This window comes from Paenibacillus sp. strain BS8-2 (assembly GCF_054483835.1).
Map to the genome: position 1 here is coordinate 1,299,699 of NZ_CM137010.1, position 23,701 is coordinate 1,323,399.

At 50.9% G+C, this 23,701-nt stretch carries 25 protein-coding genes; 1 reads left to right on the forward strand and 24 read right to left on the reverse strand.

From position 1 onward, the window contains the following. Nucleotides 1-4 precede the first annotated feature (4 nt). The 24 genes from ACX1C1_RS05600 to upp form a co-directional block, all read right to left on the reverse strand. Nucleotides 5-523: an NADH-quinone oxidoreductase subunit J gene (locus ACX1C1_RS05600; RefSeq protein ID WP_458956147.1), complete on the reverse strand. Its 519-nt coding sequence runs from the start codon at nucleotides 521-523 to the stop codon at nucleotides 5-7. Next, nucleotides 524-982, reverse strand: coding sequence for an NADH-quinone oxidoreductase subunit NuoI (nuoI, locus tag ACX1C1_RS05605; RefSeq protein WP_458956148.1), 459 nt, complete (start codon nucleotides 980-982; stop codon nucleotides 524-526). 11 nt (nucleotides 983-993) lie between these two features. Beyond that, complete coding sequence (gene nuoH, locus ACX1C1_RS05610; RefSeq protein WP_458956149.1) at nucleotides 994-2,004, reverse strand: NADH-quinone oxidoreductase subunit NuoH; 1,011 nt, start codon at nucleotides 2,002-2,004, stop codon at nucleotides 994-996. After that, the gene (locus ACX1C1_RS05615) at nucleotides 2,004-3,104 is read right to left on the reverse strand and encodes an NADH-quinone oxidoreductase subunit D (RefSeq protein WP_458956150.1); all 1,101 of its coding nucleotides are present in this window, start codon (nucleotides 3,102-3,104) and stop codon (nucleotides 2,004-2,006) included. Before ACX1C1_RS05615 ends, nuoH begins: the two co-directional genes overlap by 1 nt. A gap of 7 nt (nucleotides 3,105-3,111) precedes the next feature. Next, nucleotides 3,112-3,738: an NADH-quinone oxidoreductase subunit C gene (locus tag ACX1C1_RS05620; protein WP_458956151.1), complete on the reverse strand. Its 627-nt coding sequence runs from the start codon at nucleotides 3,736-3,738 to the stop codon at nucleotides 3,112-3,114. After that, nucleotides 3,735-4,253: a NuoB/complex I 20 kDa subunit family protein gene (locus ACX1C1_RS05625; RefSeq protein WP_458956152.1), complete on the reverse strand. Its 519-nt coding sequence runs from the start codon at nucleotides 4,251-4,253 to the stop codon at nucleotides 3,735-3,737. Before ACX1C1_RS05625 ends, ACX1C1_RS05620 begins: the two co-directional genes overlap by 4 nt. After that, nucleotides 4,244-4,609 (reverse strand): NADH-quinone oxidoreductase subunit A, encoded by a 366-nt coding sequence (locus ACX1C1_RS05630; RefSeq protein ID WP_458956153.1) that lies wholly within the window; start codon nucleotides 4,607-4,609, stop codon nucleotides 4,244-4,246. Before ACX1C1_RS05630 ends, ACX1C1_RS05625 begins: the two co-directional genes overlap by 10 nt. A gap of 174 nt (nucleotides 4,610-4,783) precedes the next feature. Continuing rightward, nucleotides 4,784-5,926, reverse strand: coding sequence for a GerAB/ArcD/ProY family transporter (locus tag ACX1C1_RS05635; protein WP_458956154.1), 1,143 nt, complete (start codon nucleotides 5,924-5,926; stop codon nucleotides 4,784-4,786). 2 nt (nucleotides 5,927-5,928) lie between these two features. Then, nucleotides 5,929-6,168, reverse strand: a complete 240-nt coding sequence (locus ACX1C1_RS05640) for a hypothetical protein (RefSeq protein WP_458956155.1) — start codon at nucleotides 6,166-6,168, stop codon at nucleotides 5,929-5,931. A 13-nt stretch (nucleotides 6,169-6,181) separates the two neighbouring features. Next, nucleotides 6,182-7,447 carry a Ger(x)C family spore germination protein gene (locus ACX1C1_RS05645; protein WP_458956156.1) on the reverse strand — a complete coding sequence of 422 codons (1,266 nt, stop codon included), beginning with the start codon at nucleotides 7,445-7,447 and terminating at the stop codon, nucleotides 6,182-6,184. After that, nucleotides 7,444-9,120, reverse strand: a complete 1,677-nt coding sequence (locus ACX1C1_RS05650) for a spore germination protein (protein WP_458956157.1) — start codon at nucleotides 9,118-9,120, stop codon at nucleotides 7,444-7,446. The genes ACX1C1_RS05645 and ACX1C1_RS05650 overlap by 4 nt, the downstream gene beginning before the upstream one ends. A 173-nt stretch (nucleotides 9,121-9,293) precedes the next feature. Beyond that, nucleotides 9,294-11,522: a methyl-accepting chemotaxis protein gene (locus ACX1C1_RS05655; RefSeq protein ID WP_458956158.1), complete on the reverse strand. Its 2,229-nt coding sequence runs from the start codon at nucleotides 11,520-11,522 to the stop codon at nucleotides 9,294-9,296. A 296-nt stretch (nucleotides 11,523-11,818) separates the two neighbouring features. Continuing rightward, the gene (locus tag ACX1C1_RS05660; protein ID WP_458956159.1) at nucleotides 11,819-12,214 is read right to left on the reverse strand and encodes a F0F1 ATP synthase subunit epsilon; all 396 of its coding nucleotides are present in this window, start codon (nucleotides 12,212-12,214) and stop codon (nucleotides 11,819-11,821) included. Between the two features lie 24 nt (nucleotides 12,215-12,238). Then, nucleotides 12,239-13,642: a F0F1 ATP synthase subunit beta gene (gene atpD / locus ACX1C1_RS05665; protein ID WP_458956160.1), complete on the reverse strand. Its 1,404-nt coding sequence runs from the start codon at nucleotides 13,640-13,642 to the stop codon at nucleotides 12,239-12,241. A gap of 44 nt (nucleotides 13,643-13,686) precedes the next feature. Continuing rightward, complete coding sequence (gene atpG / locus ACX1C1_RS05670) at nucleotides 13,687-14,547, reverse strand: ATP synthase F1 subunit gamma (protein WP_458956161.1); 861 nt, start codon at nucleotides 14,545-14,547, stop codon at nucleotides 13,687-13,689. A gap of 168 nt (nucleotides 14,548-14,715) precedes the next feature. Continuing rightward, nucleotides 14,716-16,221, reverse strand: coding sequence for a F0F1 ATP synthase subunit alpha (gene atpA, locus ACX1C1_RS05675; RefSeq protein ID WP_458956162.1), 1,506 nt, complete (start codon nucleotides 16,219-16,221; stop codon nucleotides 14,716-14,718). Between the two features lie 25 nt (nucleotides 16,222-16,246). Further along, the gene (locus ACX1C1_RS05680) at nucleotides 16,247-16,786 is read right to left on the reverse strand and encodes a F0F1 ATP synthase subunit delta (protein ID WP_458956163.1); all 540 of its coding nucleotides are present in this window, start codon (nucleotides 16,784-16,786) and stop codon (nucleotides 16,247-16,249) included. Continuing rightward, nucleotides 16,783-17,265 (reverse strand): F0F1 ATP synthase subunit B, encoded by a 483-nt coding sequence (gene atpF, locus ACX1C1_RS05685; RefSeq protein WP_458956164.1) that lies wholly within the window; start codon nucleotides 17,263-17,265, stop codon nucleotides 16,783-16,785. The genes ACX1C1_RS05680 and atpF overlap by 4 nt, the downstream gene beginning before the upstream one ends. A gap of 169 nt (nucleotides 17,266-17,434) precedes the next feature. Beyond that, a complete protein-coding gene (gene atpE / locus ACX1C1_RS05690; RefSeq protein ID WP_308095994.1) occupies nucleotides 17,435-17,653 on the reverse strand; it encodes a F0F1 ATP synthase subunit C in 219 nt (72 codons plus the stop codon). Nucleotides 17,654-17,760: 107 nt separating this feature from the next. Next, nucleotides 17,761-18,534 (reverse strand): F0F1 ATP synthase subunit A, encoded by a 774-nt coding sequence (gene atpB, locus ACX1C1_RS05695; RefSeq protein WP_458956165.1) that lies wholly within the window; start codon nucleotides 18,532-18,534, stop codon nucleotides 17,761-17,763. Between the two features lie 26 nt (nucleotides 18,535-18,560). Further along, entirely contained in the window at nucleotides 18,561-18,854 is a 294-nt protein-coding gene (locus ACX1C1_RS05700) for an ATP synthase subunit I (protein WP_458956166.1), read from the reverse strand. A 65-nt stretch (nucleotides 18,855-18,919) separates the two neighbouring features. After that, on the reverse strand, nucleotides 18,920-19,153 hold the full coding sequence (locus ACX1C1_RS05705; RefSeq protein ID WP_458956167.1) for an AtpZ/AtpI family protein: 234 nt from the start codon (nucleotides 19,151-19,153) through the stop codon (nucleotides 18,920-18,922). Between the two features lie 191 nt (nucleotides 19,154-19,344). Beyond that, a complete protein-coding gene (gene wecB, locus ACX1C1_RS05710; protein WP_458956168.1) occupies nucleotides 19,345-20,493 on the reverse strand; it encodes a non-hydrolyzing UDP-N-acetylglucosamine 2-epimerase in 1,149 nt (382 codons plus the stop codon). A 52-nt stretch (nucleotides 20,494-20,545) separates the two neighbouring features. Continuing rightward, the gene (gene upp / locus ACX1C1_RS05715; protein WP_458956169.1) at nucleotides 20,546-21,175 is read right to left on the reverse strand and encodes a uracil phosphoribosyltransferase; all 630 of its coding nucleotides are present in this window, start codon (nucleotides 21,173-21,175) and stop codon (nucleotides 20,546-20,548) included. Nucleotides 21,176-21,476: 301 nt separating this feature from the next. On the opposite strand from upp, the gene ACX1C1_RS05720 reads away from it, so the two are divergent. Next, entirely contained in the window at nucleotides 21,477-23,690 is a 2,214-nt protein-coding gene (locus ACX1C1_RS05720) for an Ig-like domain-containing protein (RefSeq protein WP_458956170.1), read from the forward strand. Nucleotides 23,691-23,701 lie beyond the last annotated feature (11 nt).

The following is a 23,701-nucleotide window of genomic DNA, read 5'->3' on the forward strand; positions in this document are numbered from 1 at the left end:
CTCGTTATTCCGCCTCCTTCTTCGCCAGAGAGATGGCGCCGATAAAGGCCACGGTCAGCAGAATGGATAGCAGTTCGAACGGCACGATATAACCGGTATATAGCAGCTCACCGATTGCCAGTGTATTGTCCGTTTGTGTATCCAAGCTAATCGTTCCCTGCTGCGGCATATCCGTAGTCCGGATGGCGTAGAACAACAATCCGAATAAGCTGAGGGCGGCGGCAGCGGCCAAGCTTTCGTGCAGCGCTCGCACCGGCTCCTTCTCGGCATTGTGTTTGGTCATCATAATACCGAAGACCATCAAGATCGATACCGCACCTGCATATATGAGCACCTGGACGAAAGCCGCGAATTCGGCGTCCAGCAGCACGTACATTCCCGCCAGTCCCAGGAAGACCGCCGCCATGGACACGACCATATGGACAACCTTCTCTAGGCTGATCATCAGCACGGCGCCGGCAATCATGACAGCGGCGAAGATGAAGAACGCGACGAGAGGTCCGGTAATATCTAGGTTGAACAATTATTTGGCGCCTCCTTTGGCCGGTGCTCCGATGTTGTTATTGTCTTTGCGCACAAGCGAATTGTTGTCCGTCAGCCACTGCGCATCCTTATATAGTTCGTCTCGACTGTAAGCGGCAAGCTCAAATTCATTCGTCATGACGATTGCCTCAGTCGGACACACCTCCGTGCACAGATCGCACAGAATACAGATCTCGAAATTAATATCGAATGTGTCGATCACCTTGCCTCGCTTCTCGGGATCCGGGTTCGGCTTGCCAGTCAGCGTAATGCAGTCCGTTGGGCAGATCCTCGCACACTGGTTGCAGACGATGCAGAGCTCGGGGATAAAATGTTGAATGCCCCGGAACCGGTCCGGCATAAGAATCGGCTCATCGGGATAAGACGTCGTAACCTTGGGAGCCGTCAGCGACTTCAACGTGACGCCAAGGCCTTGCAGCATTCCGCTTAGCATGGTCATTCCTCCACTCCTTATTTGACGAACAACTCCAGATAAAGCGCCGTCAGGAAGACATTAAGCAGCGCGACGGGCAGCAGCACCTTCCAACCAAGACCCATCAATTGATCGACGCGAACACGCGGGAACGTAGCGCGAATCCAGAAGAACGAGAACACGACGGCAACGAATTTGAGCAGAAACCAGATCAAACCAGGTACAAAATCAAGAAACGGTGCAGGCGGATGCCATCCGCCCAAAAAAAGTACCGTGGTCAGCGCTGCGATCGCGTAGACGTATACGTACTCTGATAACATAAAAAACGCGAAACGAAAGCCGCTGTATTCGACGTGATATCCAGCTACCAGCTCGGATTCGGCCTCCGGCAGGTCGAACGGCGTCCGGTTCAGCTCCGACACAGCCGCAATGTAGAAAACGGCAAAGCCGATGATTTGCGGCAGAAAGTTCCACTCCCAGAACCAATCGCCCTGCGCCGCAACAATCGTCTTCAGATTAAGACTACCGCTAAGCAGAATGACGCCGACAACCGAGATGACGAGCGGCACTTCGTAGCTGATCATCTGGGCCGCGGAGCGCATGCCGCCCAGCAAGGCGTATTTGTTGTTGGATGCCCAGCCGCCGAGCACCATACCAAGCGTTGTGATGCCGGAGAGCGCGATATAATAGAGCAGCCCCACGTTGAGGTCGGCGAAATAAAGCTGCTCCGTATACGGAATGACCGCAAGCACTGCAAAAGCCGGTACGAATGCAAGAGCAGGCGCTAGTATAAACAGTACTCGGTCTGCCTTACGGGGGATGGTATCTTCTTTGATCAATAACTTTAGAATATCTGCGACTGTTTGAAGCAGTCCCAGCGGTCCGACCCTGTTCGGTCCGATCCGGAGCTGCATCCAGCCGATGACTTTGCGTTCGTAGTAGATGGCGTAGGTAACAAAACCTAATACGATGAGCAGGAAGACCATACACCAGAGGAACAGGATAAAGGCATTGCCCCAAGTCAATGTCTCATTCAGCCAAGCGCCCATCAGCAGTCCACCTCCCCGACTACGATGTCGATGCCTCCAAGAATCGTAATGAGATTCGTCATCGACTCCCCGACAAGCAGCTTCGGCAAAATACCCAAGTTAACGAATGAAGGACGCCTGAATTTGAGCCGGTAAGGTTCGGCTTTGCCTTTGGACACGATATGGCAGCCGATCTCGCCACGCGGTGATTCGATGCGGACATAAGCTTCGCCGGCGGGCGGGCGAATCGCGCGAGGCACCTTGCCCATGGTCTCCCCGCCTTGAGGGAACTGCGCAACCGCTTGCTTAAGTATTCGCAGACTCTGGCGAATCTCCTCCAGCCTAATCAGGTAACGGTCATAACAATCACCGTTCGTACCCACAGGCACGTCGAATTCGAACCGGTCGTAGAGGCTGTACGGCTCATCCTTGCGCAGATCCCACTTGACGCCTGTACAGCGCAAATTCGCGCCTGACAGCCCGTAGCTTATCGCAGTCTCTGCGTCGTAACGTCCGACCCCCTTGATGCGCGCCAGAAATATTTCGTTACCGGACACCAGCTTGTCGTATTCTTCCAGCTTTTTCTCCATGTATGGGAGAAACGCTTCGACCTTATCCATCCACCCCGGTGGAGCATCCCACTTGACGCCGCCTACTCGCATGTAATTGTATGTAAGCCGCGCCCCGCACAGCTCGTTAAATAAATTAATGATGATTTCGCGATCTCGAAACGCATACAGAAACGGGCTCATCGCACCGATGTCGAGCAGGTAAGTGCCCCACCAGACGAGGTGGCTCGCTACACGCTGCAGCTCCATGACGATCAGCCGCATAAACTCTGCGCGAAGCGGCACCTCTAGCCCCATCATTTTCTCCACGGCATGAACCAGTACGTAATTGTTGGTCATGGCCGAGACGTAATCCATCCGGTCGGTATAAGGAATAATTTGTGTATAATTCAAGTTTTCTGCGAGCTTCTCCGTACCTCTGTGCAAATAACCCATGACAGGCGTCGCTTCCGTGATGACTTCTCCGTCGAGCTTGACGACAATGCGGAACACGCCGTGCGTACTGGGATGCTGTGGCCCTACGTTAAGCAGCAATTCCTCTGTGCGAATCATCGACTGGCTACACCTCCGAATCGAGCGGTTCGTAGTCTTTGCGAAGCGGATGGCCGACCCAGTCATCCGGCATCATAATGCGGCGCATATCGGGATGTCCGGGAAAGTCGATGCCTAACAGGTCATAGATTTCCCTCTCGTTCCACTCAGCCGACTTCCATACCGGTGCAGCGGACGATACAGAAGCGGCCTCCCGATCCGTACGGATCTTAATGGCAACGACCTGCTTGCTCGTGAGCGACAACAGATGGTAGACCACTTCGAGATGAGTCTCGTAGTCGACTCCGGTCACGTTACGTAAGTAATCGAACCGAAGCTCGGCATGCGACTTTAGGAGCTTGGCTGTTTCCAACCAATGCCCTTCTTTAAGAACAATTGTCGGCATATCGTCATTCAACTCATTAAGGTAAGCCTCGTCCCAAGCATCCTCCGCGATTGCGCCCCGTAGAATTTCCTGCAGCCGCTCCAGCTCAGGCAGGCGGATCGACGGCGGCTTTGGCTCAGCTTCTGGTGGGACTTCTCCTCCGGCACCCGCTCCTGCCGCCTCCGCTTCTGCTTTCGCCTTGGCGGCGGCTCTCGCGGCGCGCGCTTCAGCAGCTACCTTCAGCTTGGCTTCGCGCTCCTCTTCACTCATCCTCCGGTCACCTGCTTCCCGGTCTTCGCCTCATATCGGATCTTCTCCTGCAGCTTGTTGATGCCATAGATAAGCGCAGCGGGATTGGGCGGACAGCCCGGTATGTAGACATCTACAGGCACGATCTGGTCGACCCCTTTAATGACGGCGTACGACTTCACGTACGGACCGCCCGCGGTTGCGCAGGAGCCCATCGCAATAACCCACTTCGGCTCCGGCATCTGATCGTACAGACGGCGAAGCAGCGGTCCCATCTTCTTCGTGACCGTACCCGATACAATCATGACGTCTGACTGCCGCGGCGATGTGCGGAACATGACGCCGAACCGGTCGAGATCGTAATGCGACGCGCCCGTGCCCATCATCTCGATGGCGCAGCAGGCAAGACCGAACGTCAGCGGCCATAACGAGTTGCTTCGTGCCCATGCCTTCAAGCTCTCCAGCGTACCGAAAAAAACATTGCGCTCCAATTCCTTGCGTTCCTCGATACTTATCGATCCCAGGTTCAATTCCATTTGAGCACCCTCTTCTTCCAGGCATATAGGAGTCCAACGAGCAGCATTCCCGCGAAAATGACCATTTCGACCAGAACAAAAAGGCCGAGCTTATTATATGCAACGGCCCACGGATATAAGAAAACGGTTTCCACATCAAAGATCACAAACATAAGTGCAAACAAATAATACCGGACATTGAATCTGACCTGACCATCGCCTACTGGTTCATTGCCGCTTTCGTACGTGCCGCTCTTAGGCTCAGTCGGCTTGTGCGGTCTTAGCGCCTTGCCTAGCAGCAAAGCAACTACGGGCAACAGAATGCCCAGCACGAGAAAGATCGCAACGACAACATAATGGTTGACGTAATTCTCCACATGATCGCCTCCGTCACAAGGGTGGTATGGGATCTGCTCTATATGCTAGGAAAGGTACCGTTCATTTTTCCTCACAATTATAACAAATGCTTCCACGACCGTCTATGACGGAGTTGACCATCGCAACCCCCTTAATCTGAAAATCAAAGTCGGCTATAGGCAACGAGATGTCCGTTACTCTCTCGGAGAGAACCTCCCGTCGATACTGCTCCGCTTACGGAATATCATTGCAGCAAGCCATAATAACAGCGGAATAATCAGACCTTGCGCCGCACTGTATACCGTCCAGACGTTCATCGCAAAGTTCGATGCGTGAACGCCATTGCGATAGATCACCAGAGACATGGGCACAATCAGCATGCCAAGCGGGAACACAAGCGGGCGATACGTCTTAAGCTGGAGCAACTGACCAAGCATAACCGACAGCGTGTACATGCATAACGCCAGTTTCATAAACACCGTACCCACCCAAACGACTGCGAATAGAATTTCCACACGCACCAGGATCTCTTCTATGTTTATGATCTTTGCCATCTCGTAGACAGCAAACGGGCTGCGGCTAGTCTCCTCAACACCCATAACCGCAATCAGCAGCATAACGATCAATGAGCTGATCCCGCCGGTCATTGCTACCGCGCCGAAGATGCGGCTTCTGAGCTGTTCTCGCTCCGACTTCGCGACCATAGGAAGTATGGCTGTAATTATGACACATTCCGTAATAGGGAAACCTAAGACGGGATATAGGCCTTTGAGCATAGGCATAACCCCTTCCCCCATAACAGGCTGGAAGTACTCGAAATGCACTTGATTAAGCAAGGTGAGCGTGATGATGACAAGGACGAATAGACTCCATATAAACAATACTTCACCCGTGCGAGCGATTGTTTCTATCCCTAGATACACACCGTAGATGATAACAAACATAAACGTAGCGCTAATAAACCAAGTCGGTGTCTGGGGCAGCACGGTCTTGCTCATAAAGTCGACCAGATTACGCAGCACAAGCATACTTAGCGTCAGAAAAAAGAATATAAACGTCAGCCCGATTACCTTTCCAATCCACTTACCTGCAATAATCTCCGAATATTGTACAATGGATAACCGGGGAAATCGTTTCATCAAGGCTAGGTACACCAACAAGACTGCATATTGCACCGGGATGGCAAGCAGCATCGACGCCCATCCGTCTTGTCTCGCGATGGAAATAACAGCCGACGGTACAATTAGCGCCGCGCTCCCCAGTGAAAAAAGATAGACAATCTTGGACATCTGGCCCGCAGTAATTTCTCCGTTCGAGAACATTTGTTTGATGGACATCGTTACCCTCCCTTTATCCAAGCTAAAATAGGGACATAAATCGGAGCGGTCACATTCTCGATCCAATCCGTCGGCAAGCTGATAGGCAAATGGAGCGAGATGGCTGCCTGCAAGCAGCCCGCCGCCCACAGAATGAGAACCGCCCACACTGCTTCTTTGGTCTGCTTCTTGGCCAAATTCCGCTTAAGTATGACGATCGTGGCGATTAGAATCAAACCTGCGATCAAGAGCTCTTCCAGCATGCTGCGCTATCCCTCATTTCGTGACAGAATCTGTTCTGGACCCCATGGATTCGACATGGCTGACAATCTCAATGGTATATGGCACTCGCTTAAACAACGAATCCCAGTTGGAGCTGATCTGACGCCATATAGCAGGCTCGTTACGATAGATTTGTTCGCCCCATCCCATCGCATCCACATTTTTTTGTTGCAGCCATTTGATGGTCGATTCTATCTCGGCACCAATTGCACCGTCTAACTTCTCCTCTATTGTTTGAAGTGTCTGCTCGGCATGCGTGGATAGTCCCGGACAGGTCACTTCATGGACACTGGCGTTTAACCTCACATGGATTTTGATCCCCGGCAGATCACCACCGTCTTTGGGTTTCTGTGCAACCATATCCGTCGCCGTACGAATAACCTCGGTCATGTAATGCCCCTTGCCGTTGGAGCAAGGAAATTTGACGACCGTATTCTCCAGCTTGTTCAGCGCCCAAGCCAACCCGCGAGATTGCGATGGAGACATGTAACCAATCATCTTACCCTTGTCGAATAACGCCATGGTTGTAAGCTCCGGCAATACTTTGGGATCGATTCGGTCCACAATTTCCTTCGTGCTGCCTGCATCGGGATCACCATCTACACCCATTGCAGGCAACGCAAACGCCTGACTCGGCGAATTCGAGATTCTCGTCACGTCCCTGACGAGCATACTGTACACTTGCCCTTTGGCCTTCTGGTCGACCGTAATCATCTCTTTCATCTGATTAGCCGGTACCGACTCCATTTGCGTGCGAATCTTAAGAAGCTTAGCCGCGCTCACATTGCGGGCGATGACGATACTGATGTCGGCACGGATATCTGCATTGCGATCGATCAGATCCATGAGCGGATAGATGCCCTTACGTGCCGTTTTCTCACTGATGACGAGCAGCTGTGTATGGGAGAAGAACAACCGCCTGGACGTTTTTGCCGACATTTTCCTGATCGCCTCGAACAACGTATCGCCTCTCTCGGTCAACGTCATGACGGGGCTTCCGTTTCCGCCTCCATCTCCAGTCGTGGCGTTCTGCGGCAATACAACTTGTACCGTAAGCTCGTATCGGAACTTCTCGCTCGGGTCATCATCCACACCAAGCGCGATAACAACGCCAAGTTTATCGAGATAACGAATATCCCAGCAGCCTGCGAGCGGAAGGATCAAGGCAATACCGAGTATCGTAACAGCCATACGACGAAGCGCACGCCAAGTCCATCCTTGCATCTTGAATATCCCCGCGCCGCCATTCTCCCCGATCATTGGGACGGCTCCTTTCTCGGCTGCACTGGAGAATCTTCCCGCTGCGGATTGTTCAGAGCCAGCCCCTTTGGCCGTTCCTTCATCCTCCAGAGCGGAGCCCGAACAAATGTATCTTTCAAATCCTTCCAGAAGAAAGGACCAAACGGCTTCAGGTATGGCACCCCAAATGAACGTAAATTGCTTAGATGGAGCAGGATGAGCAGCATAACTAACGCAATGCCATAGAAGCCGAGCGTCGATGCTGCAAGCAACAAAAGAAATCGCAGTAGTCTCGCTGCAATCCCCAAGCTATATACGGGAGCAACGAAGCTGGATATCGCCGTAAACGAAACAACGATAACAACCGCGGACGACACGATACCCGCTTCAACAATGGATTGACCGATAACGAGACCGCCAACGATCGAGATCGCACTGCCGGCGGTGCTAGGCATCCGAAGTACAGCTTCGCGCAAAATTTCGAATACGAGCTCCATAATGAAGGCCTCCATATAAGCTGGGAAAGGCACGCCTTCTCGTTGGGCGGCCAGCTTAAGCAATAGCTGTGTTGGGATCATTTCCTGGTGATAGCCGATGATCGCCACATAGATGGATGGCATAAGAAGCGCGATAAAAAACGAAACGAATCGCAGCATACGCAGAAACGTAGCCATCTGATAGGTTTGATAATAATCCTCCGCCGCTTGAAAAAACATATTAAGTGTCGATGGTATCACCAGGACAAACGGTGTACCGTCCACGATGATTGCAATTCGCCCTTCCAGCAAATTGCCCGCAATGACATCGGGTCGCTCGTGGCTGATCACCGTCGGAAACGGCGTCCATCTCTGATCGCCAACAAGCTCTTCGATATAACTCGACTCCAGAATGCCGTCGATGTTGATACTCTGAACTCGATTGCGCAAATCCTCAAGCACGTCTTCGTCTGCAAGACCCTTAATATAAGCAAATGCTACAGGTGTCTGCGTGATTTCCCCAACCTTATGCTGCTCGAGCCATAGCTTCGGACTGCGGATCTTCCTCCGCAGCAAGATCGTATTAACGCGAATCGATTCCGTGAAACCTTCACGCGGCCCCCGAATCAGCATTTCGGTCTTCGGTTCCTCAACGCCCCGCTTCGGTCCGCCATATACATTACACCCGATCCCGACACTGCTTCCGTCGATTAGCACCACCGCATAGCCAAGAAACAGTCGTTCGAACAGATCCTTAAAATTTTCGATCTCCACCATAAGTCCTATCGACAAAAGATGCCCTTTGATCCTTCTTAGCACCGGTTCATCTAGCGTACTCGCATCAGCCGGCCGCACACGCGACTTCAGCATCTTCAATCGATCAAGAAGCTCCTCGTCGTGTTGAATAGGGCTTAAAATATATTCATCCAGACGTTCGTCTTCCACCATACCTTGTATATAGACGATGGCGATATCCTTATCGCCATCCTTGCCTTTGCGTTCAGTCAGATTGAGTCCGCGTATTGTTAGATCGGAGCTTTCTCCCATCTCCTCTTTCAGCTTTGCGATTAATCGCGGCAAGTCGGGGAGCAATGGCTGTTTCTCATATGCTTTCATTTGATTCTCGACCAGCTGATCCGCTCCCGGAGAACGGCGCTCCTTGTCCTCCGATTTGACTTGACCCTTCTTGGCTTTCTTCGACATATACGTTCCGAACATGGATACCCTCCGTTCTTCAGGATCTGACTTTACATAGGATAACTCATCCATGGAAAAATTATGTGCGCGCATGCACATAACACCGCTGGTTCTTATACTCTCTTAGAATTGCAAAAAGCCTGCGAGACACCGACGGCATCTAGCAGGCTTTTGACATTTATCTTGTTATGTTGTTATCTAGCTCGTGATTCCGTTAACTTGAATTGACCGACAAGCTGGTGCATAAGCGACGTAATCGACTCTACATGTTGCGAGGTTTGCTGGACATTGTCCATCTCGCCGATCAGCTCTTTAACGCGACCTTCCACTTCGGCAGACACCTTGCGATTCTTCCGGCTCACGAGCGCGATGTTCTCGAGCAGCTGTACGACCTCTTCGACGACAGCCGATTTGCGAGCATCTCGATTACTTACGTCGCTTAGCGTTCCGATCGCAGCCGCAACGAGCTTATTACCCTCTTCGACAACTTGTGTACCCTCTTCCATGGAGACAAATGCTTTCTTCGCTTCTGTGTAGATATTATGAGTAATCGCGTGCACTTCTTCGGTAGATTCCTTCGTCATCGTCGCAAGCTTCCTGATCTCGTTTGCAACAACGGCAAAGCCTCTGCCTTGCTCGCCTACTCTAGCCGCTTCAATCGAAGCATTGAGTGCAAGCAAATTCGTCTGAGACGAAATTTGCTCTATGACTTGCAACACGTTCTGTATTTCTTCCACAGTGTTCATAAAATGATGAATGGTCACATTAGTTTCTCCGACCTTTTCGGAGATATGTTTCATCTTATCTCCGATCCGATCGACCTCGGACTGTGCGACCAGAATTTGTCGCTCCGCTTCCTCTTCCATTTGCTGCAGCGTATCCCTCATCGTATCGGCTGTTTCCTTAGCCATATCGATGTCCTTCAGCTGCAACCGAATACTGCCGATCATATCCGTAATTTGGCTGCTCACTCGCCCAGTCGAGCTGGTAGTCATTGCAGCTGATTCATGCAGCGTACGCTGGCTTGTTGTAACGTCCGACGCTGCCAGCTTCACTTGAAGCATGATACCCTCCAGAGAATCCATCATATTATTAAGCCATTTGGATATATCTTTAAGCTCATCATTGTCGAATTGCTCTAGCGGCAGCCGTTGGGTCAAGTCACCTTTGCCCTCTGCATTCATCCGAATGAACCGCGTCACTGACCGCAGATGCTGGATGACTCGGTTCTCTTCCTTGCGCTTGAACGCACCGCTCACGAGAAGTCCGAACAACAGATTGAATCCACCTGCGGCCGCCGCGATCAGCCATGGGGATCCCTGCTTGGCGATTAAAGCAATCAACACGACTGTCAGCACACTTGCGACGATGGTCGTGACTAGATGCAGCTTACGTTGTCTCCAGCCAATGCTGCGAATGCGGTACACCTCTTCGAGATCACCTTCGCACATCATCCCCCACTTATCAGGGCAATGCGGCAGCTGGAAAGTAACACCTTTCCCGATAACGGGGATGTGGCGATAGTCGGAGTAACCAGGAAACTCGACAAACAGGTTGCTCCCGTTTCTGATTGTATTGGATACGCCGGGATGTAGTTCTCCGGTCGCAGGATCCGTGAACAGAATTTCGAGCTCCGTATGATCCTTGATGGATACGGTTCCCCATTTCGTCGTAACGCCATCCTTCAAGTTCTCGCCATGCGTGAACGTACGATCCTCGAAGCGGCTTCTCGAAAGTGCCGTACCTGGCTTAATATGAACATTAAGTCCAGGCTCCGCCATAAAGAGATAGTTGTCGCCAGAATCGGGATAGATATGACCGGATTCGCGCTGAATCAAGTCGCCAATCACATCGTTCGGCACTCGTCCACATAAGATACCAACTGTTTTGCCGCCAATCTCGATCGGGAGCATGAACATCAGCGTCATCGCATCGTGGAATGATGACGAACGAGGGCCGATGGTTTGAGTCAGCTCATCATGATAAGGTCCGAACAAACAAGGTTTACCGCTTTGCCCTAAAGGATTGACTACATTTAAACCCGTATGTAGTACGCTCTCAACACCATAAGATGTGTTTAGATGACTGCGTTTTGTAGTAGCAGCTACCTTACGCTCTCCATCTATTATAAAAATCTCAGTCATATCCATCGCTCTAGTAAGTGCAACATCCAGCTGTGCCATCAGCCGCTCTGCTTGTGCTGCGGATTGGATGTTCTCGGGATTACCATCTAATACACCAACAACAGCCGTGCAGAGCCGCTCCATCTGGCGCCACTGGTCCTCTGCCCAATTCATCAGCAGCTCCTTGCGCGTTTCTGCGAAGCCTTCAAAAATTTGCTCTACATCAGCCTTGATGTCTTTGTTCAGTCGCCACGAAACCCAAAGCGGTAAACCTTCTTTCATACCGAGCCAATCAAACATAGCAGCACCCCGATCTCCTATTCGTCTCTCTGATGTCAACTATATTAACATACAATTATCGACAATTGGATAATAAAATAGGGCAACAGAACTAAAAGAATTAAAATAATTTAGTTAATAATTATTATGCGTGTTTATATATACTTTTTGATATTATCAATCATAATAATGCAAATAATTATATAAAAATAACTTGCTAGCCAACGCTCAATCTTTTTATAGATTTGTATAATCCCCCAAATATCAAAAAAAGGAAGCAGAGACGATTGTCCCTGCTTCCTTTTCATTCAAACCGATTAGCGTCCTACGTTCAGACGGTTCATCGCGCGTTGCAATGCCAGCTCAGCTCTACGATAGTCGAATTCGTCCTGCTTGGAAGCAAGGCGATCCTCCGCACGTTTCTTAGCCGCTTCTGCACGCTTCACATCGATATCCCTCGAAAGCTCAGCGCTTTCTGCCAGAATAACGATTTTATCCTTACGGACTTCGATGAAGCCGCCGTTCACGGCAACAACATCTACAACTCCTCCGCGCTTGATCGTAACCGGAGCAATGCGAAGCGGCGTTACGAGCGGAATGTGGTTAGGCAGTATGCCTAACTCGCCTTCCGAACCTTTTACGCTCACCATGTTCGCAGTCTCTTCGTACACTTTGCGCTCGGGCGTTACGATTTCTACCAAAAAGGTACTCATGTGGATTCCTCCCGCCTTTCGCTATTAAAGCGTGCTGGCTTTCTCCACGGCCTGTTCGATGACACCTACATAACGGAAAGCTTCTTCCGGAAGATTGTCATGTTTGCCCTCGAGAATTTCCTTGAAGCTGCGTACAGATTCTTTAACAGGAACGTAAACGCCTTTGTTGCCTGTGAATGGCTCTGCTACGTGGAATGGTTGGGACAAGAACAATTGGATACGACGTGCGCGGCCAACTGTTACTTTGTCTTCTTCACTCAGCTCGTCCATACCAAGAATCGCGATAATATCTTGAAGCTCTTTGTAGCGCTGAAGAATTTTCTTCACGCCTTGAGCTACATTGTAATGCTCTTCGCCAAGAACTTCTGGCGACAGGATACGGGAAGAGGATGCAAGCGGATCAACCGCTGGGAAGATCCCCATCTCGGAAATTTTACGCTCAAGGTTCGTCGTTGCATCAAGGTGAGCAAACGCCGTAGCTGGAGCCGGATCCGTGTAATCATCCGCTGGAACATAGATCGCTTGGATCGATGTTACGGAACCTTTTTTCGTCGATGTGATACGCTCTTGCAGTTGACCCATCTCAGTTGCCAGCGTTGGCTGGTAACCTACCGCCGATGGCATACGTCCCAGAAGGGCCGAAACCTCGGAGCCTGCTTGTGTGAAGCGGAAGATGTTGTCGACGAACAATAGAACGTCACGGCCTTCTTCGTCGCGGAAGAATTCAGCCATTGTCAGACCCGTCAAAGCAACGCGCGCACGCGCTCCTGGCGGCTCATTCATTTGTCCGAATACCATCGCTGTTTTGCTCAGTACGCCGGAGTCCTTCATCTCATGATACAAGTCGTTACCTTCACGCGTACGCTCGCCTACACCAGCGAATACGGAGATACCGCCATGCTCTTGTGCGATGTTGTTGATCAATTCTTGGATCGTTACCGTCTTACCTACGCCGGCACCGCCGAACAGGCCGATCTTGCCGCCTTTGGTGTAAGGAGCAAGCAAGTCGATAACTTTAATGCCAGTTTCAAGAATTTCTGCTTGCGTGGACAGCTCGTCGAACGCTGGAGCAGAACGGTGAATTGGAAGATTCACTTCAGATGTAACATCGCCTGCTTCGTCGATCGGCTCGCCGAGTACGTTAAATACGCGGCCAAGCGTCGGAGCGCCTACAGGGATTGTAATCGGAGCGCCGGAATCAACGGCTTGCATGCCGCGAACCAGACCGTCCGTTGTGCTCATCGCAATTGCGCGAACCATGTTGTCGCCAAGATGAACGGCAACTTCAAGCGTAAGGTTAATGTCGACACCGCCATTTGTTGCTTTTTGGCTGATCTTAACCGCGTTCAGAATCTCCGGCAAGCTGCCGCGTTCGAACTCAAGGTCGACGACCGGACCCATGACGGATACAACGCGTCCTGTTTTCATTGCTTTCCCTCCTGCTTCCTTCGGTTTATACAAACCTATAAAGTTTAAGATTGTGCGTTAGCTCCCGCAACGATCTCGGAAATCTCTTGTGTGATTGCCGCTTGACGTGCACGGTTGTACGTCAGCGTCAGCTGGCTAATCATCTTCGTAGCATTTTTCGTCGCGCTGCCCATTGCAGTCATACGAGCGCCAAATTCAGAAGCCTTGCCATCCAGCACGGCACTGTAGATCAGCGTCTCTGCATACTTCGGCAACAGCACTTCCAGTACACCCTCTGGCGACGGCTCATATTCGTAAGCCGACACAGATGTACCTTCGCTAATCTCTTCCAGAGGAAGCAAGCGGGATTCTGTTGGAATCTGGGTAATAGCGTTGACGAATTGGTTGTAGTACAGATACAGCTCATCGTATACGCCCTCGGCGAACTTCTGGACAGCTGCTGTCGCCACGGACTTAATGTCCGCAAACGTAGGCGCATCCGGAAGACCGATAACTTCTTCGACGATCGGCATGTTGCGGCGGCGGAAGTAATCCCGGCCTTTGCGTCCAATCACGAACAGTACGTATTCGTCCGTAGACTGATGTTTCTCCTTAATCGTCTGCGTCACTTTACGCAAGATATTGGAGTTGTATCCGCCTGCAAGACCGCGGTCCGACGTGATGACAAGATATCCTGTCTTCTTAACGGGACGCGTCTCCAGCATAGGATGCTTCACATCCTTTGTACCAGCGGCGATGCTCGCAACAACCTCTTTGAGCTTATCAGCGTAAGGACGAGCGGCTGTTGCGCCTTCCTGAGCCTTTCTTAGCTTGGAAGCTGCAACCATCTCCATCGCCTTCGTGATTTGCTTCATGTTCTGCTTGCTCTTAATCTCACGCTTAATATCACGCATGTTTGTTGCCAATTGATTTCACCCGCCTTCGTGTGCCCCGAACCGGTTCGGGGCGTGGTAAGGGCCTATGCTCGGACCACATGGCCGAGCGCAGGGATTTCTATGAAGATGTTGTTCAAGAAGCCGCAAATGTGTGGATTCTAGATGTATGCTGACGGCTTCTTGAGCATCCATTATGCGTTAAGCGAAGCTTTTCTTGAATGTTTGGATCGCTGCCACGAGAGCTTTCTCGTTGTCAGCAACCAGGTCCTTCGTATCGCGGATCGAAGCGCCGATTTCTGGATGGTTGGAATCCAGGAACGCCAGGAATTCACGCTCGAAGCGGCCGATTTTCTCAAGTGCTACGTCATCCAGGTGGCCTTTAACAGCTGTGTAGATGGACATAACTTGTTTCTCAACCGGCATAGGCACGTTAACGCCTTGCTTCAGAATTTCCATTGTACGCGCACCACGGTTCAGACGCGAAAGCGTCGACTTATCAAGGTCGGATCCGAATTGCGAGAACGCTTGAAGCTCACGGTAAGCCGCAAGGTCAAGACGGAGTGTACCCGCAACCTTCTTCATCGCTTTGATCTGAGCGGAGCCGCCTACACGGGATACGGAGATACCAACGTTAACAGCCGGACGTTGTCCGGAGTTGAACAGGTCGGATTCCAGGAAGATCTGTCCGTCTGTGATCGAAATTACGTTCGTAGGAATGTAAGCCGATACGTCGGATGCTTGTGTCTCGATGAATGGAAGCGCCGTAATAGAGCCGCCACCCAGCTTGTCGCTCAACTTCGCTGCGCGCTCTAGCAAGCGGGAGTGAAGGTAGAATACGTCACCAGGGTAAGCCTCACGACCCGGTGGACGGCGAAGCAGCAAGGAAAGCTCACGGTATGCAGCTGCTTGCTTCGACAAGTCATCATATACGATCAGGACATGCTCGCCTTTGTACATGAAGTACTCAGCCATCGATACGCCAGCGTAAGGAGCCAAGAACAGAAGTGGAGCCGGCTCGGATGCGCTCGCTGTAACAACGATTGTGTATTCCATAGCGCCGTGACGACGAAGTGTTTCCACAACGTTCGCAACAGTGGATTGTTTTTGTCCGATGGCAACATAGATACATTTAACTCCGTTGCCCTTTTGGTTGATGATCGCGTCGATCGCGATCGCAGTTTTACCTGTTTGACGGTCGCCGATGATAAGCTCACGTTGGCCGCGGCCAACTGGAACCATTGCGTCGATCGCTTTGATACCTGTTTGCATTGGCTCATGAACGGACTTACGGTCGATTACGCCCGGAGCCGGGGATTCGATCGCGCGAGTCTGCGTTGTGTTCGTAGGGCCTTTGCCGTCAAGCGGAAGACCCAGGGAGTTTACAACGCGTCCCAGAAGCTCGTCGCCTACTGGAACTTCCATGATACGGCCTGTACGTTTCACTTGGTCGCCTTCACGGATATCCGTGTAAGGACCGAGGATAACGACGCCGACATTGCTTTCCTCAAGGTTGAGGGCCATGCCAACGACACCGTTCGCGAATTCGAGCAACTCGCCTTGCATCGCGTTCTCAAGGCCGTGTACGCGAGCGATACCGTCACCGACATTGATGACCGTGCCGACATCCACGACTTGAATTTCGGATTTATATTGTTCGATCTGTTGTTTAATCAGCGTGCTGATTTCATCAGGTCTGATACTCAATTCGTTCACCCCAATCTACAGTACTTTAGAATTTAAACGTTTTTTGTAAACGATCCAGCTTGCCGGACAGGCTTCCATCGTACAGACGATCGCCAATACGAACCTGAATGCCGCCAAGCAGCGATGGATCGACGGATTGCTCAGCTATAATTTTTTTCCCTGTAATCGTGCTGAATTCAGCAACGACGCCAGCGAATTCTTCGGCTGTCAGTTGACTAGCCGAATACACCGTTGCATGTGCTTGGCCAAGAGCCTCGCCAGCAATCTTGGTGTATGCTTCATATACTTCGCCAATAATCGATTGACGTCTGCGGGAAACGATAACTTGCAGGGTGTTCAGCACAAGAACGGAAACCTTGTCCCCAAACCCAGACTTCAGTACAGCCAGCTTCGTCTCAGAATCGATATTAGGCAGCGAAAGGAATTTCTCAATTCCTGCGTCCTGCTTCAATGCGTCGGCGATCAGCTTCAGCTGCGCCTCGACTTCTGATGCTGTACCTTCTGCAGATGCAAGCTCGAACAACGCTTTAGCGTAGCGCTTCGCTACGACCGTATCGCGGCTCATTTGCTTCCTACCTCTTTCAGGTATTGGTTAACGATCTGCTCTTGCGACTTCTCGTCAACCTGCTTCTCGATAATCTTCGAAGCGATCTTCACCGAAATACCGCCAACTTCGGAACGAAGCGCGGCAATCGCTTTGTTCTTCTCGCTCTCGATATCCTTAAGCGCGTCATCCTTCAAGCGGGATGCCTCACCTTTCGCGGATTGAACGATATCGTCCGCTTGCTTCGTGCTTGTTGTTCTCGCTTGTTCGATAATCGCATAAGCTTCCTTACGCGCCTCGTCGAGCGCTTCCTTCTGAGCTGCCATCGATGATGCAGCCTCTTGACGGCTCTTCTCTGCCGTGCTCAATTGCTCACTGATCAGCTTGCGGCGCTGCTCCATAATGGAGAACAACGGCCCGAAAGCGTATTTGCTCAACAGCCAATACAAGATAAGGAACGCGAGGATCGCGAACACTGTATTCTCCCAAACAAAATCCATAGCTGCCACTCCTTCCTGTAAAATGAGAGTTCAAAAAGTTCGGTGTTGAAGTCGCTTCTGGTCATACATCATGATCAAAAGCGAGCTTTTTGAACATCCGTTAAAGCTTGAAATCAAAACGAAGGCGAAGAGGGCTAGGCCTTCCCCGCCATTTCATGTAAATTGTTGCTTAACCGAAGAACGCCAGGAACGCGATAACTACGCCGATGATAGGCACAACTTCGACGATACCAACGCCGATAAACATTGTTGTTTGCAGTTTGCCTTGCAGTTCTGGTTGACGAGCGATACCTTCGATTGTCTTGCTAACGATCATACCGTTACCGATACCTGCGCCAAGTGCGCCCAAACCTACTGCCAAAGATGCTGCCAAAACTCCGTAATCCATTGAAAAATCCTCCTCGAAATAGGGTTTATTAGTTGGTTTTCATTGCCTTGTATAACTCAATCCCGTATCGGAACCATTCGATCCTTAGCCGGGTCTCAAACCTTAAATCAATGATGCGCTGCTTCTTCGTCGTGATGGTGGATCGTCGCTTGCGAGATATATACCATCGTCAGAATCGTAAACAGGAACGCTTGAATCGCGCCAACGAATACGCTGAAGCCTTGCCATGCGGCCAGGAACGGAATACCCGCCCAACCTAACATAAGAATCGTGGAGATTAGAACCTCGCCCGCGAATATATTCGCATAGAGACGAAGTGCCAGTGTTACCGGCTTCGAGATTTCCTTAATCAGGTTCAAAGGAAGGAAGACCGGGAACGGCTCGATATAGTGCTTGATGTAATGCTTCGTGTTGTCTCTAAGTCCGAGATAGTGGACCAGGAAGATAACTGTCACAGCCAGACCCGCCGTAACCGAAAGATCCGCAGTTGGCGACTTCCATAGCGCGATGTGGACGTGACCATGCTGTTCATGCAGCAAAGCTTCCGTTACACCAAGCCAAGGCGTCACTTCATGAACGTTGAACACGACGCCGAAAGGCAGACCCAACAAGTTAGAGATAAAGATGAACAGAATCAGAGTCAGACCAAGCGATAGATAACGCTTTACTTTCTCCAGCGGCATGGTGCTTGCGATCGTGTTGTGCACGAACTCAACGACCCATTCCATGAAGTTCTGCATCTTCGAAGGATTCTCTACGGACAAATTCCGAACCGCCAGACGAGCAAGCACGAGAGTGATGATCATCGTAATAATGATCGTCGCCCAAGTGGACAAGTCAATCCTAAAGTCCCCTATGGGAATAATGGGAAATTCATGCATTGAAAAAATTTCACCCCTTTCCGCAGTTAAAGTCGTTTATGATGAAGAAAAGCTGATACCAACATCATGAACGGCATCATCATACAGGCAGCCAGTGTAGCCGGCAGATTAAGCATATCCGGATTCTTGAGCGCAATCATGGCAACCAGCAGCACCATAGCGATACGGCTGCCCAGCCCAAGACCCATCTTACGGACGCTGCGGCCCGCTATTGCTTGTCCAACGATTTCTACTCTCCGCCTTAACAAAAGCGCATTCATGAAACTTGCGAAAGCGCCCAGCAGCAGTCCGGCAAATATAGCCTTCTGTTCCGGGAACACGCCCCAAAGCAGCAGACATGCGGCCGCAAAAAAAAAGCGCCCCGCGCATCGCCGTTCTAAAAATATTATCCATCGCTTCCCTTCAACACCTTCCTGACGATCAGAATGGCTGAAAGGATACCGACAGCCAGACCAACGAACAGTCCTGTGACCGTCCAGGCCTTGGGATCGCCCAAGCTCTCCCCAGCCATAGAGCCAAGCCAATAGCCCAAGAAAACACAAAATCCGACATCCACGCCAATAGCTCCGACCATTGCCGCTGCCTTCCATGGATTGTCTTGATTGTTCTTCTCATTCATACCGCCCAACCCCTGTCAATCCTCATTTATTTTATCGAAGCGTCGCAAGGTTTGTCAATTAAAAGAGCATCTAATTTTCTGCCAATAGATGTGGAAAAACCCTTGTGTTACATGGGTTCCTCCACCCTCAAAACCGTACAGTACTACTGTATGCTGTATATTTGGCATTCAAGCCGCAATGGCCATGGCAACTATGAACTTTGTGTGAACGGCTGCGGCCGATTCTGATTTCTGCCAAAATGATGCAGGATCGCATCTACAATGCGCTCAGAGGCCTTGCCGTCCCCATAAGGATTAGCCGCCTGACTCATTCGACAATACAGGGACGTGTCGCCCAGAATCGCCTTAGCACGCTCATACACACGTTCTTCATCCGTGCCAACAAGCTCCAGCGTACCCGCTTCGATTCCTTCCGGACGCTCCGTCGTATCGCGAAGCACGAGTGTAGGAACACCAAAGGATGGCGCTTCTTCCTGCATGCCCCCGGAGTCGGTCATAATCATATAGGCATGGGGATAGATGTTGTGGAACTCGAATACATCCAGCGGATCGATGAGCCGAATGCGCGGATGATTGCCTAACAGCTCATTGGCTGGCTCCCGTACAGCCGGATTCGGATGGACGGCGTAAACAATCGCGACATCTTCGTGCTCGTCTGCGATACGTTTGACCGCTCGGAAAATATTGCGATGCGGCTCGCCAAGCGATTCGCGCCGATGGGCGGTCATCAGAATCATCCGTTTGCCCTTAGCCCACTCGATGACGGGATGGGTGAAGGAGTCGTCTACCGTGTATTGGAACACGTCCGTTGCCGTATTGCCCGTCACGTAGATCGTCTCTTCCGACTTGTTTTCCTTGCGAAGATTATTCGCCGACCAATCCGTCGGAGCGAAGTGGATGTCTGACAAGACGCCGGCCAATTGGCGGTTCATCTCCTCCGGGTACGGCGACATCTTGTTCCAAGTCCGCAGACCCGCTTCGACATGACCGACTTTGATCTGTTTCAGGAAAGCAGCGTAGCTCGCGAGGAATGTCGTCTGCGTATCGCCGTGTACCAGCACGATATCCGGCTTGGCTTCCACAAGCACGGGCTCCAGCCCTTCCAGCACGCGAACAGTCGTCTCTGTCAACGTCTGCCTGTCCTTCATCACGTTCAAGTCGTAATTAGGTTCGATCTCAAAGAAATCGAGCACCTGATCCAGCATCTGGCGATGCTGTGCCGTCACGCATACAATGGACACGATATCGCGATCCCGCTTCTGCAGTTCCAGCACGAGCGGAGCCATCTTGACGGCTTCCGGCCGTGTGCCGAAAATCGTCATTACTCTTAGTTTAGACAATTCATTCCACTCCCATATGGTGTCGTTCAAAAAAATCCGATGTCGAAATCTATTAGTTCGTGCCGAACATGCGATCTCCAGCATCTCCAAGTCCAGGTACGATATACCCTTTCTCGTTGAGGCGCTCGTCCATCGCCGCAATATAGATGTCGATATCCGGATGCGCTTCTTGGAATGCTCGTACGCCTTCCGGAGCCGCAATGAGGCACATCAGCTTGATCTGGTCGCAGCCTCGCTGTTTAAGCGAGTTGATAGCTGCGATAGCCGATCCGCCAGTAGCCAGCATAGGATCGATGACGATAAGCAGTCGGTTCTGCGCATCGGTCGGCAGGTTTATATAATATTCCTTAGGCTGCAGCGTTTCGTGATCGCGTGCCAGTCCGATATGTCCAACCTTCGCCGAAGGAATCAGCTTCAGGATGCCGTCAACCATACCAAGACCAGCCCTCAGAATCGGGATGAGTCCGAGCATTCGGCCAGACACAACTTTCGCTTCTGTTTCTGCCACAGGGGTTTCTACTTTAATGGTGTCGAGTGGAATTTCCCGCGTAATTTCGTAAGCCATCAATGTCGCGACTTCGTCGACCAGCTCACGGAAATCCTTCGTATTTGTATTCTTGTTGCGAATGTAAGTCAACTTGTGCTGGATCAACGGGTGATCACAAATAACCAATTTGCTCATGGAGCATAATTCCTCCTACGTTTCCTTATACCTTCTATTGTGGCAATGAACCCCGAACTTTATCACGGTCACAATCCAGTATATTATAGCACTGTACTTTGGGCCTTGCATCCTGGTCCGCAAAAAAATAAATGCATCTATGACGGTCTCAAAACATGCCTTTTCTCCGAAGACCGCCGCTTGTCTTCCGCGCATCTTAATCACCCTTCGTCCATCCGTTGTTCACTTTCAGGGACGAGATGCCGTTAATAGTAGAGAAGGAATAATAATCCACATATGAAAGGACAGGGATGTAGTGAATTTGCAGAATAGTTGGAGCTTGTCGTTCAAAGATGCACGCAGATGGCTGGCGGCCGCACTGGCGTTCACCCTTTTGATGGGAATGTTCGGCGGGATAGCGAATGCGGCGGAGGATACTACGACGGGAATCGAACTCGAATACGAGGAGGCCGATTATAATAACGCGCTCTCTTCGCTCGAAATGTTCGTTGAAGACGATAAAGTTGTCGTCTCCGTACTGGCTTCCCTCTCGGGCTCCGCATCCAAGAAAGACGTGACGGCCGAAGCAGCATGGAAAACATCGAACAGCTCCGTAGTCAAAGTAGACAAAGGCATATTGACGGGGGTCGGCTCAGGATCAGCGACCATTACCGCTACTTATAAAGGGTATAGCGCAACTGTAAAAGCAACTTCCGACTTCGTCTACGATGAAGTTATACTGACCCAAGGAAACGACGACGCGCCAGCGACGATCGCTGATATCAAGCTGGGCGAATCGCTAGAGCTGGAGCTCTTCGGCAAGAAGGGAAGCGCTCAAAACATCGACATCACCTCCGATGCCGTATGGACCACTTCCAGCGCATCCGTCGCTACAGTAGATAATGGCAAAGTTACGTTAGTCAGCGCGGGTACAGCAACGATTACAGCCAAGTTCAAGGGCAAATCCGATTCGATCAAACTAACCGTATCCTCACCGTATAAATCGATTGAAATTTCGCCGAAGCCCGAGGGCAACCTGCTCGATCTTGAGGTTGGCGATCCCGACGTTAACCTGAGCGCTTCGGCAACTCCGAAGACCGGTAACATTACGGACGTAACGGACAGCGCCAAATGGACAAGCGGCAATACAAAGGTCGCAACAGTAGACAAGGGTGTCGTAACGCCTGTAGGCGCTGGCAAGACGACCATCACCGTCTCCCACCTTGGCGTATCCGCATCGATCAGTATCGTCGTACGCACGCCGTACCAATCGATTAAGCTGTCTCCGGAGAAAGAATATCACATGCAGCTGCAAGACGGGGATTTGCAAATTCAAGCGAAAGTGCTGACGAATTCGAATGATGAAGAAACCATTACAACAAAAGGCGAATGGACCTCATCCGACGTATCTGTCGCTATCGTATCGCAGCAAGGCAAAGTAACGCCAAAGGGTGTCGGCACAGCCAAAATTACAGTAGCATACAAAGGCATCAGCCGCAGCATCGATGTCACTGTCTATCCGAGTGTTAAGAAGCTAACAGCCGAGAAGACAACGATCGACGCCTTTAAGGGCATTTCTGGCGATCTGCCAAAGGTTACAGCTACCACCTTTGATGGTTCGACCATTGATGTCTCCAAGCTTGTGAAGTGGAGCAGCGGGGATGAAGAGATCGCTACAATAGAAGAGTCGAAGTGGACGGCAAAAGCGCTCGGAGAGACCACCCTTACAGGTGCGGTAGAAGATTTTGAAATCGAAGTCGAGCTAACCGTTCATCTGAAGCCGGTCAAATTAATCGCCGAAGCCAAGGATCTCAGTATCATCACCGGCAAATCGACCGATCTTCCAACCGTATCCGTCATCTACGAAGACGGCGAGGAAGCGGATATCTCCGAAAAGATCGAATGGAAAACAACTTCGGATAACATCCTTTTATTGGAGAAGTCGATGAAAGGACTCGAAGCGTCAACCGTTACACTTACAGGAACTTATTTGTCCAAAACCGTTTCGGTCCGCGTGAAAATCGAAGAAGAAATCGTAAAGTTTGTTGTGGAACCGACGGTTATCGAGTTGAACCCTGGCCGTTCCAAATCGATTAAAGTATATGGCTATTACAAAGACGGCAAGAAAGTATCCATCGGATCAAAGATGAATTGGACGATCGCGAGCACGAACGTCGCAACCGTAAGCGGCTCCTCATCTGTCAAAGCCATTGGAGTAGGAGCAACCAAGGTAAGCGGCTCCTACCAAGGCAAGCCGGTCGATATTCAAATTATTGTAACGCCTAAGCTGAAATCCTTGCAGCTATCCTCCAAGTCGACTCAGCTTGCCGTAGGCGCTTCGTACAGCGTGACTGTCCAAGCCATCTACTACACAGGCAGTCCGGTTGACGCCACGAGCAGTGCTGTATGGACTTCATCCAAGACAGCTGTCGCTACAGTAACGGATGGTACAATAAAGGCTATAGCGAAAGGGACGACCACGATTAAAGTAGCCTACGGCGGCAAGAGCACCACATTCCGCGTCACTGTAAAATAAACATGGCATCT